The sequence below is a fragment of the Amycolatopsis pigmentata genome, assembly GCF_042684065.1.
In the GTDB taxonomy this organism is placed as follows: domain Bacteria; phylum Actinomycetota; class Actinomycetes; order Mycobacteriales; family Pseudonocardiaceae; genus Amycolatopsis_E; species Amycolatopsis_E pigmentata.
In genome coordinates this window covers 52,257-67,896 of the sequence record NZ_JBHUKR010000023.1, presented here as the reverse complement: position 1 = coordinate 67,896, position 15,640 = coordinate 52,257, and the positions used below count along the sequence as shown (strand labels likewise).

The window sequence follows — 15,640 nt, the reverse complement described above, 5'->3', positions numbered from 1 at the left end:
ACGGCGATTCGATTCGTAGTGTTTCCCTACCGAGAAAGGACGAGGGAAACACGATGATCAGGACTGAAACGACCGTCGACACGGCAGTCGAACTCCGTGACGTGGTGCGAGAATACGGCGGCAAACACGCGCGAGTACGCGCACTGGACGGCGTCCGCGTCGGTTTCGCGCGGGGCACCTGGACCGCGGTGATGGGACCGTCCGGTTCGGGCAAGTCCACGCTGCTGCACTGCGCGGCCGGCCTCGAACGTCCCACCAGCGGCCAGGTGATGCTCGGCGAACGCGAACTGAGCGCCGCGTCCGAGAGCGCGCTCACGGCGTTGCGGCGTAAGGAAATCGGGTTCGTTTTCCAAAGCTTCAATCTCGTCAGCTCGCTGAGCGCCGAGCAGAACGTCGCACTGCCACTGCGACTGGCGGGCAGCAAGGTGTCGATGAAAGACGTGCGCGCGATCCTCACCGAGATCGGCCTCGGGGAGCGGCTGCGGCACCGGCCACGCGAACTCTCCGGCGGTCAGCAACAGCGCGTCGCGATCGCCCGCGCCATGATCACGCGACCCTCGGTCCTGTTCGCCGATGAGCCGACCGGAGCACTGGACTCCCGTTCCGCGCGCACTGTACTCGGCTTGCTGCGTGCCCTCGTCGACGACTCGAAGCAGACCATCGTGATGGTCACCCACGACCCCGCGGCGGCGGCCGCCGCCGACTCCGTGCTGTTCCTGTCGGATGGACGCATCGTCGGACACCTGACCCGTCCGTCCACGGCCCAGGTCGCCGACCGGCTCGCCGAGTTGGAGGCGTGATGTTGAACCTGTCCTTGGCCACGTTCCGGGAACGCTGGCAGCTGTTCGTCGGGGCGATCATCACCGTGACGCTCGGCGTCGCGATCGTGCAGTCGTCGCTGCTGATCGTCGTGTCCGCCGGGGACTACGGCGAGGCCATCGCGATACTCGGGCTGTCGCTCGGCGTCTCGACGTTCCTCGCCGTCTTCATCGTCAGTTCCACGTTCGCGTTCACCATCGCCCAGCGGCGTCGCGATCTCGCGCTGTTACGCCTTATCGGCGGCAGCCGCGGGCAGGTGCGACGGTTGCTGCTGTCCGAGGCGCTCCTGCTCGGTGTCATCGGCACGGTGCTCGGCGTGCCCGTCGGGCGGATCGCGATGAGCGCGCAGACTTCGCTGCTCGCGAGTCTCGGATTCCTCCCGGATTCGTTCGGCGCCAAGTGGCACGGCTGGATCCTTTGGGTTTCCTTGGGAATCGGCGTCCTCGTCGCTCAGTTCGGGGTGCTCGCCGCCTCGCGCCGCGCGTCGCGAGTGCGCCCTCTGGAGGCACTGCGGGAAACCGGCGCCGGCGCCAAGGTCATGACGTTCGCCCGCTGGTTCTGGGGAGTCCTGTTCCTCATCACGGCGATCACACTGATGTCGATCGCGACCGTGGTGGATCAGCCCAACGGCGCGATCCCCCTGGCGCTCAACTCCACGGTCGCGCTCGCGCTCGCGCTGACCGCGTTGAGCCCGAAAATCGTGCCACTGGTCGGCCGGATCACCGGAAGCCTGGCGGGCAGGTCAACGCTCGGCAGGCTCGCACGAGCGAACCTGCGCGATGGCGTCCGACGCAGCGCGTCCACCGCGGCGCCGCTTCTGATCCTGGTCGCGCTCGTCATCGGGCTGGCGGGCACGTTCGAAGCGCTGTCCGACGGCGCGCGACGGCAACTCGCCGACGACGTGCACGGCGACCTCGTCGCGGCGGGGCCCGTCACGTCCGGCACACCCGGCGTCGCGAGCGCGTCGACCGAATACGCCCTGTCGATCGAGGTCACCACCGTCAGCAACTACGGGGATGGCGCCGAGACCGACACCAACGAGGTGAAAGCACTCGCCATCGACCCTGCCGACTACGCCCGGGCGCACCGGCCACCGACCGCCGGATCGTACGCCGACATGCACGGACTCGCGGTCGCCGCGGCGGGTGGCGACCTCGGCACCACCGTCGGAATCACCGTCGGAGGACGGCAGATCACCGCACGCGTGGTGGCGGTGTTGCCGCCGACGCTCAACGGCGGCGCGGAATACCTGCTCCCGCGTGATCTCGTCCCGCCTGCCGCGCTCGGGCCCGCGCAGTCGATCGTGCAGCTTCAGCCGGGTGCCAACCCCGCCACCGTGGCCGGCGCGCTGCCGCAACCGGTGTCCACTGTGGACGAATGGCTCGCCGCGGGGGACCGGGCGCAGGACACCCTCAACGCCGGCGTGATGAAGGCCGTCATGGGACTGGCCGCGCTCTACGCCGTGATCGCCGTGGTCAACGCCGTCGTCATCGCCACCGGGGAACGCCGGCGCGAGTTCGCCGTCGCCCGGCTGACCGGCTTCACGCGCCGCCAGGTCATCGGCACCGCGCTACTGGAGTCGCTCGTCGTCAGCCTCACCGGCCTCGGGCTCGGCTGGGTCGCGGCACTGGCCACGCTGATCGGCATCAGCGGTGTCGCGGGCACGATGGTCATGCCGTGGGGCATCTTCTGGCTCACCGTCCTCGGCGCGTTCCTGGTCGTCGGGGCAACGAGCGTAGGGACGACCCTCGCCGCGACACGGCCCACACCGATCGCACTGGCGGGAACGCGCGAATAACCTGGTGATCGACGAGGCGTGGCCCGAGGCCCGAGCCCTTGGGCTCGTCGATCGGACGGTCAGGCTGTGGTCGCGGTCGAAGGTGGGACGGTGTGGTCGGCGTTTCACGGTTTCCCGTGATTTCCCGCAGGGCGCCTCTTACGCTGCCCGGGAAAGGTCACAGACGGCGGATCGTCCGTGCCGGGTTTCCCGCGGCGATCACCTGGTCCGGTATGTCCCGGACGACCACGCTACCCGCGCCGATGACCGCGTTCTCCTCGATGGTCACGCCTGGGCAGACGATGACGCCGGCGCCGAGCCACGCGTTGTCGCCGATGGTGATCAGGGCGTCGTCCATGAAGAGTGCGTCGTTGTTGACGAAGCTGTTGGCACCGATGCTGATCAGTGTGCCGTAGCTGCAGTGGAACCGCGGCAGGACGGAGGCGCCAGGGCTGAACTTGGCGAGCAGTTCTTCCAGGATGCGTCGGCGCTCGGCGTCGTCGACCGCTCCGGTGGCGTTGAACCTGTCGAGCATCCGCCAGCAGCGCCGTCGTTCCGCGGCGAGGCCGGGTTCGTCCAGGTACCAGTCCCCGCGCAGCATCCGATCTTTCTGTTCGCCCACATCGTGTCCTTTCCGGACGGCCAATGCCGGCCGGTCTGGTCGGCTGTCCCGGGGGATCGATGATCCACCATCCGGCCGGGCAGCCGCATCATGTGCGGGAGAGTCCGCCGCGGGAGGTTTCCGGATCAACCGTGCTGTTGGTTGACCCAGGCCGCGATCTGGACTCGGGAGGTGAAGCCCAGCTTGGTGAGAATGTTCTCGACATGAGCTTCCGCGGTACGCCGGGCGATGACCAGTTTGACGGCGATTTCTTTGTTCGCCATGCCCTCGGCGACCAGTGTGGCGACTTCTCGCTCACGTCGGGTCAGTTGCGACAGACCGGCAGCGGCCGCGGTGAGGGGTGGCGCTGGGCGCTCGTCCAGGGTGTAGGCGATCGCCGCATCACCGGTAAAGCTCCGGCCCTGTCGGAAGGCCGCGTCATACTCGCTTCGCCCGAGGGCTTGCCGGGCTTGATGCTGGGCGTGATTGCTCACATCGCGGCCGGTCTGCCAAGTACCCAGCCACTGACCGATTTCGGCCCACATTGTGTCGGCGATGCCGAACAAGACGGCCGCACGGTATGGCTCGTCCTTGGCCGCCGCCACCCAGGCCGATATTTCGACGCACCAGGCGATACCAGGGTGATCACGAAGGATCTGCCGGAGCCGGAGCGCTTCCTTGGCGTGCGCCCCTACTTCGGTGAGGTCACCACGGAGCCAGTGAACGATAGCGAGGTGCATCAGACCCCACGCGCACGCCCATTGTTCGCCCTGATCCCGGCAAAGAGCGACGCTTTCCCGGCACAACGTCACGGCGCGCTCCTGATCGCCCTGCAGAGCGACGATCGTGCCGTATTCGGCCAGCCCCACGGCCCTGGTGGAGTTCACCGTGCCGGTACTTCGGTAGTGCTTCAGAGCTTGTTCATAGGCGGCGGCCGCCTCGGGCAGCTTGCCTTCGAGGAACTTGCCCAGCCCGATGAACTGCAGCGCGAAACCAAGCCCTTGCTCGTCGTCGAAATTCCGTGCGAGCGCGACGGCTTCGTCGAGGCCGGCGAGGGCATGACCGGTGTCGCCTTGGGCGTTCGAGATCCAGCCAACGGCCCGGAGGGCCTTGGCCCGCTCGCGGCTGGGTTCGGTGTCGGCTGCCAGAGCCCGGTCCAACCATGCGCGTCCATCGCGGATGTCGCGCTGTATCCAGTACCAGAGCAGGCTACCCGTCATTCGCAGACCGGTGCGAACCTCGGTGGGCCGGCTGATGCAGAACTCGAGCGCCGCCTGCACGTTCGACTTCTCGGCCTGGAATCGGTCCAGCCATTCCACCTGGTCGGGTCCGAACCAGTTCGCCTGCGCCTGCTCCGCCAGGCGCAGGTAATAGTCCCGATGCCGACAACGCACCATGACACCGTCCTTGCCGGTCAGCCGTTGCTGTCCGTACTCGCGGATGGTCTCCAACATCCGGTAGGGTGCACCGTTTCCGGTCTCGTTCCTGACCAACAAGGACTTGTCCACCAGACCGGTGACGCCGTCTAATACGTCGTCCTTGCGCACGCCATCGCCTACGCACACCTGCTCAGCGGCAGCCAAGGAGAAAGCGCCGGTGAACACCGACAGCCGAGCCCACAACGTCCGCTCCAACCCGGAACACAGGTCGTAACTCCAGTCCACCGCCGCGCGCAGGGTCTGATGACGGGAGGGGGCGGCACGATTGCCACTACTGAGCAACCGAAAGCGGTTTTCGAGTCGGGTGAGGACGTCGGTGACACTCATTATCCGAAGCCGCACCGCGGCGAGTTCGATCGCCAGCGGCAGCCCGTCGAGTTGCTGACACAACCGTGCCGCCGCCTCGAGGTTGTCCGCATCCAGGGTGAAGTGTGGTGTCACGGCCGTCGCCCGCGCCTCGAGCAAGGTCAACGCCTCATACTGTTCCCAGCCACCCTCCGGTATGGAGTCGGCCGGCGGTGGTACGGACAGTGGAGGAACCTGCCACAACTGCTCCCCGGCGATGCCCAGCGGCTCCCGGCTCGTGGCCAGCACCCGCAGTCCCGGCGCGGCACGCAACAGTGCGTCCGTCAAGTGCGCGCATTCGCTCGACAAATGTTCGCAATTGTCCAACACCAGCAGCAGTCGCTTATCCGCGAGATAACTGGACAAGACGTTTTCCGGATCGCGGCTCGACCGGTCGGCCAAGCCCAAGGCCGTCGCGATCGTGTCCCCCAGCAACGCTGGGTTGCGCACCGCGGCCAACTCGATCAGCCACACACCGTCGGAGAATGTCCGCCGCAGATTCCGTCCGACGTGAAGGGCCAACCGCGACTTACCCGTCCCCCCGGCACCGGTCAAAGTGACCAAACGCCCCTTTGACAGCAGCTGTTTCACTTCGCCGGTCGCGCTTCGACGCCCGACGAAGCTCGTCATGTCGGCGGGAAGGTTGTCCAGTGCCCGGTTCGGCACAATCCGTCACCACATTCACCACGAAACCCCTCACTCGCATGATAGCTACGCGGCCTCCGTGGGCAAACAACCTCCGCCTTGCAGAGGAGAATCGCGAAAACGATTGTCCTGTTCGGAGTTTTCGTCGTGATCGAAGTCCGTCACCCGCGACCACTGGTGCGGCTTTCGGCGCTGCGCTCGGCGTGATGTTCCTTTGGTGTCCGTCTCCGGTATTCCTCTCGGGGAGGAGGTAAGCGAACTTGCCAGTCTGTCCACTCGCGACTGTTCTTGGGTGAACGCGACTTTCGCGCCGTCCGCTGCCAGCCGGGCGACGATACCGGCGCCGACGCCTCTGGAACCCCCGGTCACCAGCGCGGTTTTGCCCTCGAGCGGTCGTGTCGTCATGTGCGTGTCCCTTCGGCAAATTATGGAACGGTCGCTCAAATACACACAAGCCCGTCCCCACCAGACTTCGAGGTGTCCACCGTCATGACCACAATCGGCATCATCGGCGCGGGCGAGGTCGGCAGCCAGATCGCGCGTGCGGCGCTGGCGACCGGGTACCAGGTCGCCAAAGCCTTCACCCACATCCAGGTTCCCCGCGATGGCGATCGTGCTGCGGTCGCCGGCGGGAGAGGCACCGGCCGAGCGCATCACGAGCTTGCCCACCCGGCTGGTGCTGCGGGGCTCCGAACCGAGGCCCTGGGTCAGCGGACCTTCAGTGGGTCAGCAGTTTCAGTACCAGCGCGAGCGGTGGCCAGGCGGCGCGGCCGTGGCGAGTGCACGCGAACGCTCGTTGCCGGACATCCGGGCCGGCCAGGGGCAACACGGTTACGCCGCCAGAGGTGGGGTGGTCCATCGGTAGCAGGCCGACACTGTCGCCGGAGGCGGTGATGAGGTCTTCGACCAGTTCGAGACTGTCCGCGCGGTGCGTGACCCGGGGCGTGAACCCGGCCATGGACGCGAGCGTACGGACCACGTCCTCGTCAGCACTGTTACGGGAATTGCCGATCCAGTCGCGGTCGCGGAAGGCGTTGAAGACCGCGAGGGTCCCTTCGCCGCGTACCCGGTCCGCGTCGGGTGCGGGAACGCCGAGGCCCCACGACATGGTCCACAGTGGATTGACGGCGAGTGCTGGGTCAAGGGTGGCGGGCGCGAGGTCGTAGTCGTAGACAAGTCCTAGGTCGATGTCGTCCGCGAGCAGCGCGTTCAGCGTCTCGGCGGTCTCGTATTCGCTGACGTGGAGGCGCACGCGAGGGTGGTGTTCGGCGAGTGTGGCCGCCGCGGGCAGCACGGAACGCCGGACGGCTGTGGCGAACCCGGCGACGCGGACGCTACCCGCTGGTTCGGCCTGCGGGTCGAGGGCGACGCGAGCGGCTTCGACGGCGGCCAAGATCGTCACGGCGTGCTCGGCCAGCCGTCGGCCCGCCGGGGTCAGGCGCACGTGACGGCCGTCCGGTTCGAGGAGCGGCGCGCCGGTTTCCTTGGCCAGCACGGCGATCTGCTGCGAGACCGTCGATGTCGTGGTGCCGAGCACATCGGCCACCGCCCGCATCGACCCCTGGCGCGAGAGTTCGAGGAGAAACCGCAGCCTGCGCGTGTCCATGACTCGCATTGTTCAGGATATCTGGACGATGCGTCCAGGATCAGCACGTAGACATAAACGGTTCGGGCAGGTTTCCTGATCGGGTGCTGTCCTCCACCCGGTCCGGGGCGACCATGGCGGTCGTCGCCATGCTGTGCGTCCAACTCGGACTCGCCGTGTCCGTCGGCCTGCTCGATCGCATCGGTCCCCTGGGCACCGCGTGGCTCCGGCTCACCTTGGCGGGTGTGTTGATCCTCGTGGTGGTGCGACCACGGCCGTCATCGTTCCGTCGGCGGACGTTCCTGGCCTGCGTGGGACTGGGCGTGGTCACCGCGTGCATGACCATGCTGTTCATGGAGGCGGTGGCCCGCCTGCCGCTGGGCACGGCCAGTGCGCTGGAGTTCCTCGGACCGCTCACCGTGGCGATCATCCACGGCCGCGGTGGGAAGAAGCTGTGGCCGGTCGTCGCGGCGGTCGGCGTGGTGCTGCTGACCCGGCCGTGGCAGGGTGGTGCGGACCTGCTGGGCGTGGGCTACGCACTGGCGTCGGCGTGCTGCTGGGCGAGCTACATCCTGTTGACCCAGCGGGTCGGTGATGAAGTGTCCGGCGTGCGAGGGTTGGCCATATCGATGCCGGTGGCGGGCATCGTGGCAACGCTCGCGTACGGGGCAGACGTGGTCGGTCACCTGACCTGGCAGTTGTTGCTGGGCGGAGTCGGGCTCGCGATCCTGCTGCCGCTGGTGCCGTTCAGCCTGGAGTTGCTCGCTCTGCGGCGTCTCACCACGTCCGCGTTCGGGACGCTGATGAGCTTGGAGCCGGCGATCGCCCTCGCGATCGGGCTGGTGGTACTGCATCAGATGCCGGACGCGGTGGCCGCGGCAGGCGTGCTTTTCGTCGTGGCGGCCGGCATCGGTGCCGAGCGGGGCGGGAGGCGGGAACCTGTGCCGGAGACGGCTTGAAGGTCCTGCGCAGGATTCATCGATCGAGCCCGAGCCGGGCACGGTGCCACGATCAACCGATCGTCACCGAGGCACCTGGGACCAGTCGGTCGTACGGGGCTCCGGCACCAGGTCCATTGGTGCCCAGTAGCCCGCCGACCATTGCGGTGCCGATGTCGTTGAGGGCGCCGTCATGGATGGCGAGTGCCCGGCGGGGGGCCACTTCTCGGACATAGTCGATCAGTTGCCCGGTGGTGGACCAAGGACCGTGCACCGGCAGCAGCAGGGTGTCGACGGTGACGTCCGGAACGGTGAGGGCGTCGCCGGGATGGAAAAGGGCATCGTCGATCAGGAAACCGATGTTGGTGACCCGGGGAATGTCAGGATGGATGACCGCGTGCCAGGTGCCATGGACCTTCACCTCGAAGCCGGCCGCGGTGAAGACCGCGCCTTCGCCCACGGTGGTGACTCGCGCGCCCAGGTCGTCCAACTTCCGGGCGACCGAGGTGTTGGTCCAGATCCGCAAGGCCGGGTTCCGGTCCGTGGCCTTGCGAAGCGTCTTCTCGGAGAAGTGGTCGAAGTGTTCGTGGGTGACCAGGACCGCATCGGCACCGTCGAGCGCTTGTGGGTCGGTGAGGCCGCCCGGGTCGATCACCAGGCGGTGGTTGTTCGTCTCGACGCGCACGCAAGCGTGGCCAAACTTGGTGAGCTGCATGAAGTGCTGGGAACCCTTCGCCGGGAATACACCTTAACTGTACAACTAGACTGTACAAGTAGGGTGGATGCTTTGGGTAGGATGGCGCGATGAACGACACACTGGCCGAAGACCTGCGGCAGGCGGTCGGCGCTCTGGTCCGTGCCGTACGGGCCGTCGACACCATGCCCGCCGGCGAGGCGGCCATCCTCGGTTACCTCGACCGTGACGGCCCGCAGACCACGGCTGATCTGGCACACCGACGCAACGTGACGCACCAGTCGGCCACCAAGTCCGTCAAGGAGTTGCTCGGAGCCGCGTTGGTCCGTGCCGAACCCCACTCCGACGACGGCCGCAAACTGCTGCTGCACATCACGAATTCCGGCCGTGCACGTCTGCGACAGGAACGCGCGCAGCGCGCCACCTCGCTCAGTGGCGCCATTCACGATGCGCTCACCCCGCACGAGCGGCAGCGACTGCGGGACTGTGTGCCTCTGCTGATCCGGCTCACCACTCATCTCACCGAAAGGTCACGGTGACCAGGATTCGGTAATGAACGGCTCCAGACGAGGACGCTGATGATCATGTCGGACAGTTGCCCGGTTCGTTCCACGTGGCGGGATTCCTCGAGGAGCCCGGTGGACAGGAATGAGATGCCGAGGTCGTAGTCCGGGTCGACCCAGCAGCCGGTGGATCCGGCACCGAAACCGCCGAACGCGCGCGGGGAGCTGAGCGCCCCGAATCGCGACTGGCCGGGACGTCGCTGCTCACCGCGGACGTGGAAGCCGAGTCCGAGCGCGGCGTACACCTCCTCCTTGCCCAGCTTCCCGAATTCCGGACTCACCCGGTGACCCGGCATGTGAACCGCAGCAGGCCAGCTCGACGAGGCTGAGCGTGAGAACGTTCGCGATCGCCTTCGAGACGGACATGGTCATGGGTGGTGCCCTTTCGAGGATGGTCGTGTGGATCGGTGGTCAGTGCACGCCCATTCCGCCGGAGACGATGAGGTTGTCACCGGTGATATAGCTCGCGGCGTCGGACGCCAGGAAGGCCACGGCCTCGGCGATGTCGAAGGGATCGCCGACACGGCCGAGCGGAATGTTCTGGCGCCAGGTGTCGATCATGTCCGGAGTGACACCCAGCTTGCCGTAGACCGGAGTGTCGATCAGACCGGGACTGACGGCGTTGACGCGAATGCGGCGGGGAGCGAGTTCGAGCGCGAGGGACCGCATGAGCGGCAGCAGTGCGCCCTTGGCCGCCATCATGGCGGCACCGATTCCTTCCCCGGCGCCCACCGTGAATACGACCGACGCGCCCTCGTTGAGGAGCGGAAGCGCCTTCTGCAGGGTGAAGAAGTTGCCTTTGACGTTGACGTCGAACAGGTCATCGAAGGCCTTTTCGTCGGTTGACCCGATCGTTCCGGGGCGGGAAATACCCGCGTTGAGGAAGAGCAGGTCAAGGGCGCCGAACTGGTCACGCGCCTGGTCGATCGCGTGGTCGATATCCGGCAAGGACCGGGCGTCGGCCCGGACGACCGCGACACCATCGGGCAGTCCCGCACCCGTGACATTGCTGACGCCGGTGACCATGACGCGGTAGCCGCGGGAGTGGAGCAGTTCGGCGGTCGCCTTGCCGATTCCGCTGGTGCCACCGGTGATCAAAGCTGTACGTGTGGTCATAGTTGGACAGCATACGTCTTTCTGGCAGTGACTGCCAAACCTCGTCTGAGTGTCCGGCTGGCAGTGCTCGACTAACCTGGTGACATGACGCGAGAGGACACGACGCCGACCACGCTGTGGGACCGGACCCGGCAGCTGGCCTCCCGGGAAATCCTCGCCACGGCGCTGCGCCTGTTCACCGAGCAGGGCTACGACGAGACGACCATGGCCCAGATCGCTCGAGAGGCCGGTGTCTCCCAGCGCACCCTGTTCCGCTATTTCGGTACCAAGGAAGACCTCCTCGGCGGTCGCGAGAACCGGTTCGGGGAGGTCCTGGTCGACACGATCGAAAAGCAGCCCGCCGAAGCCGATGCCTGGACGGTGCTGCGCGCTGGACTCGCCGCCGTGCTCGCCCTGCACGACAGTCGCGAACAGGCGCTGGAGCGGTTCCGGCTCCTGCACCACACCGCGTCATTGCGTGCCGGTTGGCTGGAAAAGCGGTTACGGTTTCAAGAAGATCTGCTGCCGTTCCTCGCGGCGCGAACGGATACCGTCCTGAGGGCCCGCGCGGTGATCGCGACGGCGCTCGCGTGCCTGGATGCCGCGACGATGACGTGGGTCGACAACGGGGGCAAGGGCGAGATCATGGACCTCTACGACGATTGCCTCGCCGCGGTCCGCGGCTGACACCGCAACCGGTGCGCCCAGCGTGACGAGGTCCCCGCGGCCGCGCCCGGGGTACGGTGAACCGACCTGACCGGTACCACACGAGAGCGACAGACCAGGGATATGGAACTCGATGAGCTGGGGGGATTCCTCAAATCCCGACGCGCCCGGATGCGGCCCGGCGACGTAGGTTTGGCGCCCGGAAGCCGACGGCGCGTACCCGGCCTGCGGCGATCCGAGGTCGCACAGCTCGCCGGCACGTCGGTCGAGTATTACACCGAGCTGGAACAGGGCCGCGGCACGCAACCCTCGACACAGATCCTCGCCGCGCTGGCGCAGGTCCTGCGGCTCGACGAGGACGAGCACAGCCATCTTTACCATCTCGCGGGGCGGCCGGTCCCGGTGTCCGCCGACGGAGCCGGTCAGGGTGTCCAGCCCGCGATGGCGGAGCTTCTGGAGCAACTGGACTCCGTGCCCGCGCGGGTCTTCAGCGATCTGTACGTGCCGCTGGCGCAGAACCGGCTTTCGTCCGTCGTGCTGGGGGAAATCCCGCTCGGGCAGGGCCTCGCCGCGAGTTTCCTGTACCGGTGGTTCACCGATCCGCGGACCAGGGCGACTTATCTCGAGGAGGACCATCCCGGGCACTCGCGCATGCTGGTGGCCGATCTGCGTGCGGTGGTCGCCCAGCGGGGCCACGATCCGGAAGCAAAGCAGATGGTCGCCGTTTTGCTCCAGCGCAGCGAGGAGTTCGCCGAGCTGTGGTCCACCCACGACGTCGCGGTCCGCAGGCAGGAGCGGAAACGCCTTCTGCATCCGGAACTCGGGCTCGTCACGTTCGAGTGCCGCAACGTGTTCAGCGAGGACGGGCGGCAACGCCTGATGTTGTTGAAGCCTGTTCCGGGGACAGAGACCCAGAAGCAACTCGCGCTGCTGTCATCGGCGGCGTGAGCTTCGGCACCGGAAAGGCGCGAGGGCGTCCCCGCCTGCCGTCCACCGGGCATGAGGGCAGGCGGGGTGCCTGGGCGTCAGGGCCGGAATCCGCCGGAGACCTCGATGCGCTGCCCGGTGACCCACCCGAAACGGCCGGAAAGTACCGCGGTGACAACCGATCCGATTTCCTCGGGCGTGCCGAGGCGGCCGAGCACCGCTCCCTGTCCGACCTGTTCCCGCGCGTCGTCGTTGTCGCGGAGGAATCCGCCGGCGAAGTCGGTGGCGATGGGACCCGGGGCGACCGTGTTGACCCTGATGCCGCGCGGTCCCAGTTCGATGGCCCAGTAGCGGGTCAAGGTCTCGACGGCCGACTTCAGCGCGGCGTAGGCCGACCACGGGCCGTCGGCCACGCGGGCCAGGAGGCTGGAGAGGTTCACGATCGCTCCGCCGTCGGCGATCCGGGGGACGAGCTGCTGGGTCAGGAAATAGACCCCGGTGAACTGCACATCGACGAGGCCTTTCACCTCCTCCCGCGAGGTTTCGCCGAGTGGGGTGATCACGGCGTGCCCGGCGTTGTTGACGAGGTGGTCGATGGTGGTGCGGTCCCAGTGCTGCTCCAGTACTCCAGCAAGGTCCTTCTCGAAAGCGGCGAAGCTGTCCGCGTCGCCCGTGTCGAGTCGCAGCACCGCGGCCTTGCGGCCCGCCGCGCGCACTTCGTCCGCGACGGTTTCGGCCTCGCGAACGTGAGAGCGGTAGGTCAGCACCACGTCGGAACCGTCGGCAGCCAGCGCCAGTGCGGTGGCCCGGCCCAGGCCGCGGTTCCCGCCGGTGATCAGGGCGAGGGATGAACTCATGGGTAGTTCCTCATTCTTCTGCCGAGTGTGTGCGGGGCCAGAAGCCCGGCTTGCGTCTCGATCCTGGCCATCCGCCGGAGAGGCAAGAAGAGGCACGTTACCCAGGGGGAGGCACCCCACCCTCCCCGGATCGCCCGGCACCTGGAGCGGCTGGCGGCCGACACCCTGGCCCCGCTCGGGCTCGACCCGGGCGAATTCGATGTGCTGGCATCGCTTCTCCGCGCCGGCCCGCCCCACGAGGTCACGCCGACCGTGCTGAACGAGTCGCTGATGATGTCCGCGGGCGGACTGACCAAGCGGCTCGGCAAGCTGGAGGAACGGGAACTCATCACGCGCAGGCTGTCCTCCGGTGACCGGAGGAACCTGCTGGTGACCCTCACCGCGCGCGGTAAGGACCTGGCCACCAAGGCCGTGCTCGCCCACACCAAGGCGACGGCCGGCATCGTCGACGCCATCGGGCCCGAGGCTCGCGAGCAGCTTTCGGATCTGCTCCGGCAGTTGCTCACGAACTTCGAGGGGTCACCGAGTGCCGGCGAGCACGAATCCCCTCAGCGAAGCGAAGAACCGGCCCTTCGCGGCGGCGACGTGTAGGGGCAGCGCCGTTGTTGTCCACAGTGTCCTCTGGGTAGCCGGAACCGGCGAAACGTGGCGACGAGGAGCGTTCGAATATCGAGTTCGAGGGAACGACCGTGGTGTCGATTCCGGTGGCCGGCGTGCTTGGTGACGATTGGATCACGCCGGTAACTCCTGCCCGGGGCGTACCGATCACCACGGTGGCTGGTCGTGTGATGACGGAGGGAACGCTTGGCAGGGTTGATCGCGCTCTCCAAGGCCCTCCATTTCGGACTGTTGCATCCTCGGGTCCAGCAGTGGGTATGGCAGCGGGGCTGGAGCACGCTCCACGATATCCAGGATGCGCTCATTCCGGCCGTGCTCGACGGCGGCACCGATGTTCTTGTCGCTGCCGCGACCCCGGCGGGCAGGACAGCGGCGGCCTTCCTGCCCATCTGCTCCGAACTCGCCGAGCCGGCTGGGCCGGGTGTCCGCGCACTGTACATAGGTCCACTCGAAGCGCTGATCAACGACCGGTTCCACCGGGTCGACGAGTTGTGCGAGGCACTCGAAATCCCGGCCCACCGCTGGCACGGAGATGTCTCGGGCACTCGCGAACAGGCAGTTCCGCGCGCGCCTTCCGGAATTCTGTTGATCACCCCGGAGTCGCTGGAGGCCATGTTCGTGTTGTGGGGAAAGCGGATTCGCTCGATCTTCGCCGCACTGCGGTACGTCGTCATCGACGAGCTCCACTCGTTCCTGGGCACCGAGCGCGGTTCCCAGCTGCTGTCCCAGCTCCATCGGCTCGAGACCACGCTGAAGCGGCGGGTGCCCAGAATCGGGCTTTCCGCGACCCTCGGGAACATGTCAGTACGCCCGGACGACGGCGACCGGGTCACCGTCCTGAAGTCGCGGGCGATCGGCCAGGACCTCCGGCTGCGACTGCGGAGCTCCATCGACGACAAGGCCGGACGGATCGGCCCACCGCCTTCGGTGGCCGCCCTGCGGCAACGGCTCGAGTGCTCCGGCAGTCGCGACGAACCTGCCGTGCTCCGGGTTGGCTGCTCCGCTGTGCGGAGCGACGCCCAGACCCCGCCGCTCGATCGGCTGCATTTGCCTCTCGTGCAGACGATCGCGTCGATCGAACTGCTTTTCCAGCGCTGGTGTGAACCGCCCGAGCCCGCCCGTCTGCACCTGTCGGCGCTGATCCAGCAACTCCTCTCGCTGGTCGCCCAGCACGGCGGCGTGCATCCCGTCGAGGCATACCGCGTCCTATGTGGCCAGGGCAGCCCGTTCTCGTCCGTCACGGCTGAGCAGTTCGCGGAACTACTGCGGGTGCTGAGCTCTCAAGACGTGCTCACACAGGCCGGCGACGGGGATCTTTCGCTGGGCGGACACGGAGAAGCCACCGTCAACGACCACGGCTTCTTCGCCGCGTTCCAGGCGCCCGAGGAGTATCGCGTTGTGCACCCCGAAGTCCGGCGCCGCATGCGGGCGTTCCTGGAAGACGACCACACTCCCGGCTACGCGGACGCGCAAACCCGTGTGCTGGTGGAACAAGCAAGGCGAGCGTACGCCGCCTTCAGGCTGGACGAGGCTCCTCTTCTTGCCGATGGCGCCGATACTCTGCTCTTTCCTTGGACCGGCGACCGCCAACTGAACACCCTTGCCGTGATCCTGTGCGCCACCGGCATGAACGCCTCGGCCGACGGCGCCGCCCTGCGGATCGTCGGCACCACCCGGCCCGAGGCGCTCACCGCGGTCGACGCGGTCGCTTGTGGACCGGTACCCGAACCCGGGGAAATCGCGCGGAAGGTCAAGAACAAAGCAACCCGGAAGTTCGACAACTGGCTCAGCGAGGATCTTCTGTGTGAGCAGTACGCGTCGACCTCACTCGATTGCGCGGGAGCGGTGGAGGCCGCCCGAATCCTCGTGCGAGAAGTCCACATCTGACGACGATGCAGGAGCACTGGCCGCTGAGCCGCCGGCCATCCGGCCGTCCACCCCGGTGCCGATCGGGTCGCGGTCGTACCCCAGTCACCATTTGTCCCGCTACAAGTGCGGGCGAGATTCGGTTCTGGCTATTTGGATTTCGTGTGCGCCGGGGGGGTGGGTGACCAGTAGATGGATGCGCCGT

At 67.2% G+C, this 15,640-nt stretch carries 15 protein-coding genes and 1 pseudogene; 8 read left to right on the top strand and 8 right to left on the bottom strand.

The window, feature by feature from the left end:
• Positions 1 to 53 precede the first annotated feature (53 nt).
• Entirely contained in the window at positions 54 to 800 is a 747-nt protein-coding gene (locus ACFSXZ_RS36135; protein ID WP_378270543.1) for an ABC transporter ATP-binding protein, read from the top strand.
• Positions 800 to 2,617: an FtsX-like permease family protein gene (locus ACFSXZ_RS36130; protein WP_378270541.1), complete on the top strand. Its 1,818-nt coding sequence runs from the start codon at positions 800 to 802 to the stop codon at positions 2,615 to 2,617. Before ACFSXZ_RS36135 ends, ACFSXZ_RS36130 begins: the two co-directional genes overlap by 1 nt.
• A gap of 157 nt (positions 2,618 to 2,774) precedes the next feature.
• On the opposite strand, the gene ACFSXZ_RS36125 is transcribed toward ACFSXZ_RS36130, so the two are convergent.
• From ACFSXZ_RS36125 to ACFSXZ_RS36110, 4 genes and pseudogenes are all read right to left on the bottom strand, one after another.
• A complete protein-coding gene (locus ACFSXZ_RS36125; RefSeq protein WP_449224303.1) occupies positions 2,775 to 3,197 on the bottom strand; it encodes a maltose acetyltransferase domain-containing protein in 423 nt (140 codons plus the stop codon).
• Between the two features lie 146 nt (positions 3,198 to 3,343).
• Positions 3,344 to 5,611 carry an ATP-binding protein gene (locus tag ACFSXZ_RS36120; protein ID WP_378270740.1) on the bottom strand — a complete coding sequence of 756 codons (2,268 nt, stop codon included), beginning with the start codon at positions 5,609 to 5,611 and terminating at the stop codon, positions 3,344 to 3,346.
• A gap of 276 nt (positions 5,612 to 5,887) precedes the next feature.
• Positions 5,888 to 6,031, bottom strand: a pseudogene (locus ACFSXZ_RS36115) (SDR family NAD(P)-dependent oxidoreductase); the annotation flags it as partial.
• Positions 6,032 to 6,344: 313 nt separating this feature from the next.
• Entirely contained in the window at positions 6,345 to 7,232 is an 888-nt protein-coding gene (locus ACFSXZ_RS36110) for a LysR family transcriptional regulator (protein WP_378270538.1), read from the bottom strand.
• Positions 7,233 to 7,315: 83 nt separating this feature from the next.
• Here ACFSXZ_RS36110 and ACFSXZ_RS36105 point away from each other — a divergent pair, with 83 nt between their 5' ends.
• Positions 7,316 to 8,170, top strand: coding sequence for an EamA family transporter (locus ACFSXZ_RS36105; protein ID WP_378270537.1), 855 nt, complete (start codon positions 7,316 to 7,318; stop codon positions 8,168 to 8,170).
• A 52-nt stretch (positions 8,171 to 8,222) separates the two neighbouring features.
• Here the strand turns inward: ACFSXZ_RS36105 and ACFSXZ_RS36100 are convergent, their stop codons facing one another.
• Complete coding sequence (locus ACFSXZ_RS36100) at positions 8,223 to 8,864, bottom strand: MBL fold metallo-hydrolase (protein ID WP_378270536.1); 642 nt, start codon at positions 8,862 to 8,864, stop codon at positions 8,223 to 8,225.
• Positions 8,865 to 8,953: 89 nt separating this feature from the next.
• On the opposite strand from ACFSXZ_RS36100, the gene ACFSXZ_RS36095 reads away from it, so the two are divergent.
• A complete protein-coding gene (locus ACFSXZ_RS36095) occupies positions 8,954 to 9,382 on the top strand; it encodes a MarR family winged helix-turn-helix transcriptional regulator (RefSeq protein WP_378270535.1) in 429 nt (142 codons plus the stop codon).
• Here ACFSXZ_RS36095 and ACFSXZ_RS36090 read toward each other — a convergent pair.
• Together ACFSXZ_RS36090 and ACFSXZ_RS36085 are read right to left on the bottom strand one after the other, a co-directional pair.
• Positions 9,358 to 9,687, bottom strand: coding sequence for a hypothetical protein (locus ACFSXZ_RS36090; protein WP_378270534.1), 330 nt, complete (start codon positions 9,685 to 9,687; stop codon positions 9,358 to 9,360). The genes ACFSXZ_RS36095 and ACFSXZ_RS36090 overlap by 25 nt on opposite strands.
• A 130-nt stretch (positions 9,688 to 9,817) precedes the next feature.
• Complete coding sequence (locus ACFSXZ_RS36085; protein ID WP_378270533.1) at positions 9,818 to 10,522, bottom strand: SDR family NAD(P)-dependent oxidoreductase; 705 nt, start codon at positions 10,520 to 10,522, stop codon at positions 9,818 to 9,820.
• A gap of 84 nt (positions 10,523 to 10,606) precedes the next feature.
• On the opposite strand from ACFSXZ_RS36085, the gene ACFSXZ_RS36080 reads away from it, so the two are divergent.
• Entirely contained in the window at positions 10,607 to 11,188 is a 582-nt protein-coding gene (locus ACFSXZ_RS36080) for a TetR/AcrR family transcriptional regulator (protein ID WP_378270531.1), read from the top strand.
• Positions 11,189 to 11,290: 102 nt separating this feature from the next.
• The gene (locus ACFSXZ_RS36075; RefSeq protein ID WP_378270530.1) at positions 11,291 to 12,115 is read left to right on the top strand and encodes a helix-turn-helix transcriptional regulator; all 825 of its coding nucleotides are present in this window, start codon (positions 11,291 to 11,293) and stop codon (positions 12,113 to 12,115) included.
• Between the two features lie 77 nt (positions 12,116 to 12,192).
• Here the strand turns inward: ACFSXZ_RS36075 and ACFSXZ_RS36070 are convergent, their stop codons facing one another.
• Positions 12,193 to 12,951: an SDR family NAD(P)-dependent oxidoreductase gene (locus ACFSXZ_RS36070; RefSeq protein ID WP_378270529.1), complete on the bottom strand. Its 759-nt coding sequence runs from the start codon at positions 12,949 to 12,951 to the stop codon at positions 12,193 to 12,195.
• A gap of 27 nt (positions 12,952 to 12,978) precedes the next feature.
• On the opposite strand from ACFSXZ_RS36070, the gene ACFSXZ_RS36065 reads away from it, so the two are divergent.
• Positions 12,979 to 13,542, top strand: coding sequence for a MarR family winged helix-turn-helix transcriptional regulator (locus ACFSXZ_RS36065; RefSeq protein ID WP_378270527.1), 564 nt, complete (start codon positions 12,979 to 12,981; stop codon positions 13,540 to 13,542).
• A 213-nt stretch (positions 13,543 to 13,755) separates the two neighbouring features.
• Positions 13,756 to 15,456: a DEAD/DEAH box helicase gene (locus ACFSXZ_RS36060; RefSeq protein ID WP_378270525.1), complete on the top strand. Its 1,701-nt coding sequence runs from the start codon at positions 13,756 to 13,758 to the stop codon at positions 15,454 to 15,456.
• The last annotated feature ends 184 nt before the right edge of the window (positions 15,457 to 15,640 follow it).